Here is a 12240-nt window from a genome sequence, read left to right as displayed (position 1 = left end):
TATTCCCTTTGGGCTTTCTTTTGTATAATGCCCCCTCAAAATTCATAATAATTATCATTAAGTTTTCAAATGGATAAGAAAAAACAACGCAGCTTGAATAAATGGCTCAAACAGCAGAGTAAGTTAGCCAAACGCTGGCTAATGATCACTGTTGGTCTAGGTGTTCTTTCAAGCGTGTTTCTGTTGGCTCAGGCTGCTCTGCTAGCCTCGATTCTCAGTCAGATCATCATAGAACAAGTTGATAAAAATGAACTCATTCCTTACTTTGCTGCGCTCGCGGCTACCATCGTGATTCGCGCTGCATGTGCTTGGGGCCGTGAGGTATCTGGATTTCGCTGTGGTGAACAAATACGAGTCTACATTCGCCAACTTATCCTAGAGAAACTTCGCACATTAGGGCCAGCCTACATTAAAGGTAAACCGGCTGGTGCATGGGCCACTCTTTTACTCGAACAAGTCGAAGACATGCAAGATTTCTTTGCGCGCTACCTTCCTCAAATGTCGCTATCCGTATTGATTCCTTTTGTCATTTTGATTGTCGTATTTCCAATCAACTGGGCGGCTGGGCTTATATTCCTTATTACTGCACCACTCGTTCCTTTGTTCATGGCAATGGTGGGAATGAAAGCGGCCAATGCCAATAGAAAGAACTTTAAGGCCATGCAACGCCTTTCTGGGCATTTCTACGACCGTTTACAAGCAATGACGACTATCAGGCTGTTCGATCGCACTCAAGCTGAAACGGAAGTTTTAAAGGGCGCATCGGAAGTCTTTAGAGTCCGCACTATGGACGTGCTAAAAATCGCGTTTTTGTCCTCTGCTGTTCTTGAGTTTTTCACCTCGATTTCCATTGCCATCACGGCGGTTTACTTTGGTTTTAGCTTCATTGGCGAGTTGAACTTTGGTCACTATGGCGTTGGCGTGACTCTGTTCGCGGGCCTCTTTATTTTGATACTAGCGCCTGAGTTTTATCAGCCGTTACGCGATTTAGGTACGTTTTATCATGCCAAACAGCAAGCTGTTGGTGCAGCGGAGAGCATTGTCGAGTTTTTGGAAACAGATATTAGCCAAGTTCAATCGGGTGATACGATTTTCAGCGACAGTGACAACCTATCAATCCGCGCAGAGAATCTAGAGATTCTTAGCCCTGATGGGAAAAAACTGGTTGGCCCAATTTCATTCTCAATCAACTCAGCGTCGAGCACTGCGCTAGTAGGTCAAAGCGGTGCGGGTAAAACGACCTTGGTTAATGCCATTTTGGGCTTTATGCCGTATCAAGGCAGCCTTACGATCAATGGTATTGAGTTAAACCAACTGGATCACTCTAGTTGGAGAAAGGCAATAAGTTGGGTTGGTCAAAACCCGCTTCTGCTTCATGGCACTATTCGAGACAACATTACACTGGGTCATGAAACAGCCTCCGATCAGATTCTCGAACAAGTGTTGAAAGACTCTTACGCAGCAGAATTTGTCAACGAGCACGGGTTAGACTATTTGATCTCAGACCGCTCGGGTGGTTTATCTGTTGGTCAGGCGCAACGTATCGCACTTGCGCGTGCTATGTTGCAGCAAGGGCAATTTTGGCTGCTCGATGAACCAACGGCTAGCCTAGATGCTCGAAGCGAGAAACTGGTTAACCAAGGTTTAGCGACTCAAACTAAAGACAAAACGACACTGTTGATCACTCACCAGCTTGAACCTCTCAAAAACATTGATCAGATTCTGGTCATGAAGGACGGTCTAATCGTTGAAAGTGGCCGATACGAGGAATTGTCAAACAACAACGGTCTTTTCCAAAGTATGCTGTCTTCAAATATTGCACTCAGCCAAGCGAATAAGGGGAATTTAGATGCGTGATTTACTCCCTTACCTAAAACTTTATAAGAAGCATTGGTTCGGTTTATCACTTGGAATGGTATTGGCTTTCGCCACCCTATTCGCTTCAATTGGCCTTCTGACATTGTCAGGTTGGTTCTTATCTGCCGCCGCCGTTGCTGGTTTGACCATCGCACGGGAAACGTTCAACTACATGCTCCCAGGCGCGTTCGTCCGTGGGTTTGCGATGGGTAGAACTGCGGGCCGTTGGGGAGAACGTGTCGTCAGTCATAACGCGACATTTAAGCTGTTGACTGACCTGCGTATATTCTTCTTTAAGAAGCTCGCGCCGCTCATTCCTGGCAAAGTCTCTAATTTACGAGACGCAGATCTGCTCAATCGATTAGTGGCCGATGTTGACGCAATGGACCATGTCTATTTGCGCCTACTCAGCCCTATTGTAGTGAGCTTTTTCGGTATTGTTTCTCTCACTGCTTTTTTAAGTTGGTATGATTTAACGCTTGGGTTGACGCTGGGTTCCATTTTGATGGCCCTGCTCATCCTCTGGCCGATACTTTTTTATAAACTCGGTAAACACAACGGTCAGCACCTGACCGAAAATAAGTCGAGCTTTAGGATTGCAACACTCGATTGGATCGAAGGCTATAGTGAGTTAACGCTTTTCGGTGCAGAAGAGAGATACCGTAACGCGATAATCGAGACACAAAATAAGCTTCTCAACAATCAGTTTGTGAATGCGCACTACACTGGATTAGCGCAAGCTTTGCTTATGTTAGCCAATGGTTGGACACTCGTCCTTATTATTTGGTTGGCAGCAGATGGCGTCGGCGGGAACCCACCCGATCCAATGATCGCCTTAGTTGCATTCGCGACCATGGCAAGTTTCGAACTGCTGATGCCCATTGCTGGTGCTTTCCAATATCTTGGCCAGACCCTAACTTCCGCAAGAAGGCTTAACGAGATTACATTGGCGACACCAGATGTCATATTCAGCGACACCAAAGCGCAACCCGCTAATTCGCATGCCATTGAGTTTAAAAACGTCGACTTCCAGTATCCAGACAGCAATCAAACCGTTCTTAAATCTGTCGATCTCCGAATCGAAAATAATGAACGTATCGCGATTGTTGGCCAAACAGGCTCTGGAAAATCGACACTATTGCAACTCCTTAATCGATACTGGGACCCTCAACAAGGTTCCATTACCATTGATGGCGTCGCTCTCACACAGTGGAATGAAAGCCAATTACGTGAATCGATATCGGTCGTCAGCCAACGCGTAGATGTGTTGAATGGCACGTTAAGGGACAACCTACTCATGGCCAGTCCTAAAGCCGGTGATGACGAACTTTCTACGGCTCTAATCAACGTGGGCTTAGAGAAGCTCCTCGATGAATTAGGGCTAGATACTTGGTTAGGCGATGGTGGTAGACAGTTATCTGGTGGGGAGAAGCGCCGTATCGGTATTGCGCGAGCATTGCTGCACAACGCACCAATACTGCTATTAGATGAGCCGACAGAAGGCCTAGACAAACAGACTGAGCAACAGATTATTGAGCTTCTAGAAAAGCACTCTATCGATAAAACAGTGCTGTTCATTACTCACCGCTTAGTGAATCTTCACAATATGGACAAGGTTTGTTTAATTGAGCAAGGTGAAATTGTTGAATTAGGCAGTCATGATGAACTTTTGGCTAAACAAGGTCGCTACTATCAATTGACACAAACCTTGTAAAAGATCAGGAAAAATAAAAAAGCGAGCTATTCATAGCTCGCTTTTTTATCCATGGCCCTACCCTTGTTGAATCTGGTTTCGACCTTGATGCTTGGCCTTGTAGAGTAGGTCATCAGCGCGAGTGAGAATGAGATCCATATCGTCGTTTGCCTTCAAGGTGGTTAACCCTATGCTCACCGTAATCTTTAACCCCTTGTGAAGAGTCTGGAGATCAGAATTTTCTAGCTGCAACATGACTCTATTCAGTACCAAGGAAGCAGATTCAAGATCAGCATGCGGATAAACAGCAATGAACTCTTCCCCTCCCCAGCGACCGATAAAATCATCTCGCCTGCTGCATGACCCCGCTATTTCACCAAACAATTGCAATACCTGATCCCCAACTAAATGCCCGTAGGTATCATTCACACTCTTAAAGTGATCAAAATCGATAATGGCGATAGACAGCTTATTTCCCTTATCTTTCGATGTTTCAATGAGCTCTTTAAGACGAGCTTCCGAAAAACGGCGATTCGCTAATTTTGTCAACACATCGGTATTGGCGATGATCTCCATCTGTTGGCTCGCTTTTTTTAGAGCCCGTAAGTCATTATCTCTCGCGATTTCATGACCCACCCAATTTGAAAATAGCTTAACAAGCTCATAGTCTTGACGAATAAATGGGCGGCATGGCGTTGGGCTAGAGAAATTTAGTGTGCCGTATCGCTCTCCATCAACCAATATTGGAGCACCTAGGTAAGACTCTAAGCCAAACGCAATGAAGCATGGATGCGAGGCAATCTCACTTTTTGATACATGGTTAAAGCCTTGGACATCATTCGCTTTGAATACATGGCTACAATACGTTCCAGATAATTCAAATGTCATTCCCGACTCAAGCCCATCTTCTGGATGAACCGCTTGCTTAACCACGTACTGATCACCATTGATTTGACTAAAGATGGCGATAGGTAAGCCAAACAATTCAGATCCTAACCTCAGAATGGCATCGACACGTTGTGAAAAATTCATGTGTCTAGAAGAGGTTATGCTGTGAAGCTGATTCAGTGCTTCCTCTGCGGCAAGCGTGGCGGACTCATTGGAGATCATGGCAACAATACACAGGTTTTCACCCTGATCATCTTTTATCATTCCACCTGATGTTTTTCCCAGAAATTGATGACCAAACTTAGTCTGGTATTTCGCGAGGGTCGATTGGCTTGGTGCATTCAGGTCAGGGTTATAACGTGTATCCCCAAGTCGCTGAAACTCATCAGCATCGAAGTAAAGTGCCCTAGTGCTCTTATTGTAGAGCTCGTCCAATGAATACCCAAACAACTCGCTAGCAGCTCGATTAATTGACAGAATAGTCCGGTCAAGAGAAGCAATCACGACCGCTTGGTCCATATGTTCAAACACTCGACTCAATAAGGAGAGATCTATCGTTTCTTTTGAGAGTAGCTTTTGCATAACATTCCTTTGCAATCAATCGAATATAACCAATATACATTAGCACACATACTATTGCTGCGTGACATGGATTATTTGAATAAAGCCATCATTTTGAGGCTAAATTCTCTAGGAAATGTCATTAAAAAAGCCGATAGTTTCCTATCGGCTTTCATTGATTCTTTCATCGAAGATGAGGGGCGAATGCTATCTGCGGTTTTTTGAACGAGCTCCAGGTTCACCTGCAGATTTTTTCGTCGGTTTTTTGCTTCGAGAAGGGTTATTACTGCGTCCTTTCGGTGTGCTTACGCGTTCCTCGTGACGTTTAACCGCACGGCGAATTTTCTGACTGCGCGAACGCTCACGCTTACGAGATGTATTGTCTTTCGACTCATCAAGCATGGTGTTTTTCTCTGGCGCAAGTTCAACCAGTTCACGAAGGTAATTCACTTCCTTCAAATCTAGCTCTTTCCAACCACCGCGTGGCAGTTTCTTGTCGAGGTAAATATCACCGTAGCGAACACGTTTCAAGCGACTAACCGTTGTGTCTTGCGACTCCCATAAACGACGAACTTCGCGGTTACGCCCTTCGTTAATCGCCACGTAGAACGTATGATTCATACCTTCACCACCAGCGTAAACAACGTCTTCAAAGCGAGCCATACCATCTTCTAGCTTCACGCCACGAACAAGGTTTTTCACTTTATCTTCGTTAACTTCACCAAAGACACGAACCAAATATTCGCGTTCTACTTGGCGGCTAGGGTGCATTAGGCGATTCGCCAACTCACCATCGGTAGTGAATAGCAACAAACCAGAGGTGTTAGCATCCAAACGGCCAACAGAGATCCAACGAGAGCCACGGATCTTTGGTAGTCGGTCAAAAACGGTACGGCGACCTTCTGGGTCGTGACGAGTACACAGTTCACCTTCCGGCTTGTAGTATGCAAGTACTCGACAAACTACTTCCTCAGAAACTTTAGCGGATACATTGTGACCATCAATACGAATGATGGCACTTTCATCCTCTAGGCGTTCGCCCAATTTCGCCACCACGCCATTAACACTTACACGACCGGATTTAATTAAAGTTTCAAGTTCACGACGTGAGCCATGGCCTGCACGTGCTAAAACCTTCTGTAGTTTTTCGCTCATTTATTTACCTAATAGTTGTCGTCTTCACAGACGTCGAAAGAGAATTGCGACCAAAAATCGCGGGCGCGTAGTATGCCAAATAATTAGTCAAAAAGCACTACTTTTTGATTACTCAAATGGAGATGGATCCCCAGAACCCACACGGGCTACAACGGCTTCGTCATCACTGAAATCTATAACTGTGGTCGGCTGCTCACCTAGATAACCGCCATTTAATATACAATCGACAGCGTGTTCTAATTGGTCACGAATTTCTTCTGGATCCGATTCAGTATGGTCGTTACCCGGCAGAATGAGGGAAGTCGACATCAAAGGCTCACCAAGCGCTTCCAATAAATCCAACGCAATTTTATTGTCTGGAATACGAATACCAATCGTCTTACGCTTAGCGTTCATCAAGCGACGCGGCACTTCTTTTGTTCCTTTGAAGATAAATGTATAAGGACCCGGAGTATTACTTTTCAGCAGTCGAAATGCCGTGTTATCAACGCGGGCATACAGCGCTATTTCTGATAAATCACGGCACAAAAGAGTGAAGTTGTGCTTACTGTCTAAACGACGAATCTGACAAATACGATCCAATGCTTGTTTGTTTTCAAGTTGACACCCCAGTGCATAGCCAGAATCCGTCGGATAAATGATAACACCGCCATTGCGAATGATTGCTACAGCCTGATTGATCAAGCGAGCCTGAGGGTTGTCAGGGTGTACGTAAAAAAATTGGCTCATGGTAATTCCTCATTATTGAGTCTCTCGACTCTATATTGTTATCGAGTTTAAAGGGTTGGTTCATCATCTTGATTCATCGGCGCCGATGAGATAATAGTCCAATCTTTCCATACTGGCTCTACGCCCGAAGGCAACCAAAGGTTTCTACCCAGTTCCGTCCACGGAGATGGGTAATGAAAGTCACTGCCTTGCGAAGCTAATAGTTTGTATTGTATCGCATAATCAGCAAGCGTGCGCCTTTCTTGTTGCGCTTGTTGCGGTAACGCCACCTCCATAGCATCCCCCCCAGCCTCACAAAATGCACTGAGTAAGCGTTTTACCCACTTAGCGGTCAAATTGTAACGCCCTGGATGGGCAAGCACCGCCATGCCTCCCGCATGGTGAATGGCTTCGACAGCATCTTTCATCGAGCACCACGTTGGCGGCACATAGCCTGGGTTATTGCGAGTTAGGTATTTTTTAAACACTTGCTGCATCGTCTTTGCGTAGCCATTGTCTACCAACCACTTCGCAAAATGTGCTCTGGTAATAGGAGCGTCACCCGCCAGTATCTGAACCTCTTCAAAAACGCCCTCTTGTGTCGCCTTTTCCAAACGATGGGCTATCAGCTTTGCTCTTTCGTGACGATGTAACTTTTGTTGTTCAATCAACGCCGTCACTGCGCTATCGTGTTGGTCAATGTTTAAACCCACGATGTGAATATCTTTGTTTTGCCATACCGTCGAAAACTCAATGCCATTAATGAGCTGAATAGGCAATTCATTCTGCTCGATATGTTGTTGTGCTGGAGCAATCCCATCAATTGTATCGTGATCAGTAATCGCCATGACTTTGACATCAAAGCTAACCGCTCTATCAATCAAGTCTTGTGGGCTCAAGCGTCCATCAGATGCTGTTGTGTGACTATGTAGATCAATTTTCATTATTTCTATTCATTTTGTTTGACTTTCTTTCTTTGAACTAGTTAACTAGTACACAAATGCAAGCACGTTTATTGAGGCTCACTATGTTACAAGAACTAAACCAACGGAATAAAGCGAAAGTTTCTGCTGTTAGCAGCGAACTGCGTTGGTGGCGTACTTGGACATGTTCTAAGTGGGTAACCGTGTAACAAAACAAGCCAGATTGTTTCACTAAGCCCGCTAAATTAGCGGGCTTTTTTATTTTGTCGACTATCTCACACTTAACTGACTAACAATTCAACAAATAAGCAATATTGTTCATTGGGAGTCCAGGTAGATTATGCGAGTATGTACGACAGTAAGAACCAAAAAACTAGAAGGAAGTCTTGTGAACAAGACCATCGATATTAAAGAGCTAGGTAACATTGAAATCATCAATACTACCGTTCCATACTCTCAAGACCCAACTCAGCTTTTTCATACTATCTGTGCAGATAAGCGTGACAGCTTGCTACTTGAATCAGCGGAAATAGATTCAAAACAGAACTTAAAAAGTATGCTTCTTATTGATTCAGCGGTTCGAATCATCTGTTACGGCCACGAAGTCACATTTCAGGCTCTGACCGAAAACGGTCAACACCTAATACAACATATTCATTCTAACGTTAAGTCGGATATCCAATCAGAGTTTAGTCCAAAGCAGCTTGTTCTGACATTTTCTCAAGCTTGCGATACGCTTGACGAAGACTCCCGTCTGCGCGAACCCTCTTCATTTGATGCTCTGCGCCTGGTGCAGCACAGCTATAAAAACAATCCTGATGAGAAACTTGAACTCTTTTTAGCCGGTCTATTTGCTTATGACCTGGTTGCTAACTTTGAGCCTCTTGGTGACGCAGCAACCAGCAACCAGTGTCCCGACTACGTATTTTATGTGGCCGAGACACTCCTAAGGTTTGACCATCAGCTAGAACAAGGTCATTTGCACGCAAGTAATTTCAGCCAGAGCCCTTCGGTTAAAGAAACATTGGAAGCTCGTCTCGCTGAAATTAAGACTCTGTGTGAACTGCCCCCTGCCAATGTACAAGCTGAAAAACTGACTGAAGTCAGTGTCGTACCAAGCATTTCAGATGAAGACTTTTGTCAAACCGTTCGAGATTTAAAACAGTACGTCATTAAAGGGGATGTGTTCCAAGTCGTCCCTTCACGCCGATTTACTTTACCTTGCCCTTCTCCACTCGCGGCGTACAAAGAACTCAAACAAAGCAACCCAAGCCCATACATGTTCTACATGCAAGATGAGCTCTTCACGCTATTTGGCGCTTCACCAGAAAGTGCGCTTAAGTACGAAACAGAAACAAATCAAGTTGAAATCTACCCGATCGCTGGCACACGCCGCCGTGGTAAACGCCCGAACGGAGAGATTGATTTTGACCTAGATAGCCGCATCGAACTGGAGCTTCGTACCGACACAAAAGAGAATGCGGAACATATGATGCTCGTCGATCTGGCCCGTAATGATGTCGCTCGAATCTCTCAAGCAGGAACGCGCCATGTTGCCGATCTTCTTAAAGTGGACAGATACAGCCACGTGATGCATTTAGTTTCGCGTGTTGTGGGTCAACTACGTGAAGACTTAGACGCATTGCACGCTTATCAAGCCTGCATGAATATGGGAACACTAACTGGTGCGCCAAAGATTCGTGCAATGCAACTCATACGTGATGTTGAAAAGAAACGTCGTGGCAGCTATGGCGGTGCTGTTGGCTACCTGACTGGCGAGGGCACACTGGATACGTGTATCGTCATTCGTTCAGCGTATGTTGAAAACGGCATTGCTCAAGTTCAAGCTGGAGCCGGCGTAGTGTTTGACTCAGACCCACAAGCTGAAGCCGATGAAACTCGCGGTAAAGCACAAGCCGTAATTTCCGCAATCCAAGCTGCGCATAAGGAATAAACGATGACTACACAGCAAACAAATAGCGCTAATATCGTCTTTATCGACAACTTCGATTCATTTACCTATAACCTTGTGGATCAGTTTCGCTCTCTTGGCTACCCAGTGACGGTTTACCGAAATAACATCGCAGCAGAATCCATCGAACTTGCAATTAAGCAACTGGATAATCCAGTGGTCTTATTGTCTCCTGGTCCTGGTGCGCCTGCCGAGGCGGGCTGCATGCCGGATCTGATTCAACGCTTAAAAGGTAAGGTGCCAATGATCGGTATCTGTCTCGGTCATCAGGCTATCGTAGAAGCCTATGGCGGAACTGTTGCTGGCGCAGGCGAGATCATTCACGGTAAAGTGTCAATGATGGCGCATGACAATCACGCTATCTATCAAAACCTGCCGTCACCACTCGCTATCGCGCGTTACCACTCACTCGTGGCTACGCACGTTTCAAACGCTCTGACCGTAACGGCTGAAGTTGACGGGCTGGTGATGTCAGTGGTCAACGAGCAAGATAAAGTGTGCGGGTTTCAATTCCACCCAGAATCAATTATGACAACTTATGGGGCAACACTGCTATCAAATGCGATAGAGTGGGCTCTTGAACACGAATTCAACCACGAAAAGACGGCTTAATAAGGAAGTTATCATGGAAAATATTATTAACAAACTGTATGACCAACAGCCTCTTAGCGAAGAAGAGAGCCAACAACTGTTTGACGTCATTATTCGTGGTGAGCTAGACCCTATTTTGATGACTGCAGCACTGACTGCACTGAAGATCAAAGGGGAAACGCCCGAAGAAATTGCCGGGGCTGCAAAAGCACTGTTAGTCAATGCTCAACCGTTCCCGCGACCAGATTATGACTTTGCCGACATTGTCGGAACTGGCGGCGATGGGCACGATACCATTAATATCTCTACAACTGCCGCATTCGTGGCGGCGGCTTGCGGCTTAAAGGTCGCGAAGCATGGTAATCGAAGTGTATCCAGTAAATCCGGATCGTCTGACTTGCTCGACTCTTTTGGCATCAATCTCGCCATGAGAGCAGAAGATACCCGTAAAGCCATCGATGACTTAGGGGTTGCATTTTTATTCGCCCCTCAATATCACGGTGGCGTTCGTCACGCGATGCCAGTGCGTCAAACGCTAAAAACGCGCACGATCTTCAATATCCTTGGTCCGCTGATTAACCCAGCTCGTCCAAATATCGAATTAATGGGTGTCTACAGTGAAGAGCTCGTCACTCCTATTGCAAAAACCATGCTTAAAATGGGTATGAAGAGAGCTGCAGTCGTGCATGGCAGTGGCCTTGATGAGGTTGCTATCCATGGCTCAACCACCGTCGCCGAAATTATCGATGGTAAAATCACACTCTACACTTTGACACCGGAAGACTTTGGTTTAGAGAGTCATCCGCTTGAAGCGATTAAGGGTGGAGATCCAGAAGAAAACCGCGCCATCATCACGAATATTTTGACTGGTAAAGGCAGCGATGCTCAGGTTGGAGCAGTGGCCGTAAACGTCGCCTTACTGATGCGCCTGTTTGGTCATGAAGACCTAAAAGCAAACACCCAAAAAGCCATTGCGGCAATGAACTCAGGCCAAGCCTTTGAGCTTGTGCAACAACTAGCGAACCGAGGTTAACCCATGACACAACTTTCAGAACACGTCTCCGTCAAAGAGACTGAAATGGCCGAGGTGCTCGCTAAGATCGTTCGAGATAAATACCAATGGGTTCAAGAGCGAAAAACATCTCAGCCGCTTGAAGAGTTTAAGTCTACATTGGTGAAATCTGACCGCAGCTTTTATCAAGCGCTCGAAGCGAACAAAACAGCCTTCATCTTAGAATGCAAAAAGGCATCTCCGTCTAAAGGCCTTATTAGAGATGACTTCAACCTTGAAGAAATTGCGACGGTTTATAATCGTCATGCAAGTGCGATTTCCGTTTTAACCGATGAAAAGTACTTTCAAGGAAACTTTGATTTCCTACCAACGGTTCGCTCTATCGCTAAACAACCGATTCTTTGTAAAGACTTCATGGTTGATACCTATCAAGTGTATTTAGCGCGCCATTATAATGCTGATGCTATTTTGCTTATGCTCTCCGTTCTCAATGACGAGCAATACAAAGAACTTGCGGAAGTCGCGCATGCTTTAAACATGGGTGTACTGACGGAAGTCAGCAATGAAGAAGAGCTAGACAGAGCAGTGGCGTTGAATGCCAAGGTGATTGGTATTAACAATCGTAACCTACGTGACCTTTCCACAGACCTGAATCGCACTAAAGAACTGGCACCGATCATTAAAGAGAAAGCGCCGAACGCGGTTATTATCTCAGAATCAGGCATCTACACTCATCAGCAGATAAAAGACTTAATCCCTTATGCAGGCGGCTTTTTAATTGGCAGCTCGTTAATGGCGGAAGATAACCTTGAACTGGCTGCTCGAAAGGTCATTCTAGGGGAAAACAAGGTTTGTGGGCTTACGCACTCTGATGATGCGG

The 12240-nt window shown here is 45.5% G+C and carries 11 protein-coding genes and 1 other annotated feature; of the genes, 7 read left to right on the top strand and 4 right to left on the bottom strand.

From position 1 onward, the window contains the following. Nucleotides 1-69: 69 nt before the first annotated feature. A complete protein-coding gene (gene cydD / locus BCU12_RS13975) occupies nt 70-1857 on the top strand; it encodes a cysteine/glutathione ABC transporter permease/ATP-binding protein CydD (protein ID WP_102404868.1) in 1788 nt (595 codons plus the stop codon). Beyond that, nucleotides 1850-3571 (top strand): cysteine/glutathione ABC transporter ATP-binding protein/permease CydC, encoded by a 1722-nt coding sequence (cydC, locus tag BCU12_RS13970; protein ID WP_102404867.1) that lies wholly within the window; start codon nt 1850-1852, stop codon nt 3569-3571. The genes cydD and cydC overlap by 8 nt, the downstream gene beginning before the upstream one ends. Before the next feature lie 57 nt (nt 3572-3628). On the opposite strand, the gene BCU12_RS13965 is transcribed toward cydC, so the two are convergent. The 4 genes from BCU12_RS13965 to BCU12_RS13945 all read right to left on the bottom strand — a co-directional run bounded on the left by BCU12_RS13965 (nt 3629) and on the right by BCU12_RS13945 (nt 7806). Then, nucleotides 3629-5020: a diguanylate cyclase gene (locus BCU12_RS13965; protein ID WP_102404866.1), complete on the bottom strand. Its 1392-nt coding sequence runs from the start codon at nt 5018-5020 to the stop codon at nt 3629-3631. A 186-nt stretch (nt 5021-5206) separates the two neighbouring features. Next, a complete protein-coding gene (rluB, locus tag BCU12_RS13955) occupies nt 5207-6154 on the bottom strand; it encodes a 23S rRNA pseudouridine(2605) synthase RluB (RefSeq protein ID WP_102404864.1) in 948 nt (315 codons plus the stop codon). 108 nt (nt 6155-6262) lie between these two features. Next, on the bottom strand, nt 6263-6883 hold the full coding sequence (locus BCU12_RS13950; protein ID WP_102404863.1) for an L-threonylcarbamoyladenylate synthase: 621 nt from the start codon (nt 6881-6883) through the stop codon (nt 6263-6265). 47 nt (nt 6884-6930) lie between these two features. Next, nucleotides 6931-7806: a PHP domain-containing protein gene (locus BCU12_RS13945; RefSeq protein WP_102404862.1), complete on the bottom strand. Its 876-nt coding sequence runs from the start codon at nt 7804-7806 to the stop codon at nt 6931-6933. 83 nt (nt 7807-7889) lie between these two features. Between BCU12_RS13945 and BCU12_RS13940 the strand changes: the two genes are divergently transcribed. The 5 genes from BCU12_RS13940 to trpCF all read left to right on the top strand — a co-directional run. Beyond that, complete coding sequence (locus tag BCU12_RS13940; RefSeq protein WP_102404861.1) at nt 7890-7994, top strand: Trp operon leader peptide; 105 nt, start codon at nt 7890-7892, stop codon at nt 7992-7994. After that, nucleotides 7947-8047 (top strand) — a sequence feature (Trp leader region). It overlaps the preceding gene by 48 nt. Nucleotides 8048-8173: 126 nt before the next feature. Further along, nucleotides 8174-9739 carry an anthranilate synthase component 1 gene (locus tag BCU12_RS13935; protein ID WP_102404860.1) on the top strand — a complete coding sequence of 522 codons (1566 nt, stop codon included), beginning with the start codon at nt 8174-8176 and terminating at the stop codon, nt 9737-9739. Between the two features lie 3 nt (nt 9740-9742). After that, complete coding sequence (locus BCU12_RS13930) at nt 9743-10369, top strand: aminodeoxychorismate/anthranilate synthase component II (RefSeq protein WP_102404859.1); 627 nt, start codon at nt 9743-9745, stop codon at nt 10367-10369. A gap of 13 nt (nt 10370-10382) precedes the next feature. Then, on the top strand, nt 10383-11381 hold the full coding sequence (gene trpD / locus BCU12_RS13925) for an anthranilate phosphoribosyltransferase (protein ID WP_102404858.1): 999 nt from the start codon (nt 10383-10385) through the stop codon (nt 11379-11381). A 3-nt stretch (nt 11382-11384) separates the two neighbouring features. After that, nucleotides 11385-12240: bifunctional indole-3-glycerol-phosphate synthase TrpC/phosphoribosylanthranilate isomerase TrpF (gene trpCF, locus BCU12_RS13920; protein WP_102404920.1), on the top strand; the 856-nt coding region annotated here is incomplete at its 3' end.

The organism is Vibrio sp. 10N.261.55.A7, from assembly GCF_002877365.1.
Classification (GTDB): domain Bacteria; phylum Pseudomonadota; class Gammaproteobacteria; order Enterobacterales; family Vibrionaceae; genus Vibrio.
The sequence above is the reverse complement of the archived record's forward strand: the minus strand, read 5'-3'. Positions and strand labels throughout refer to the sequence as shown.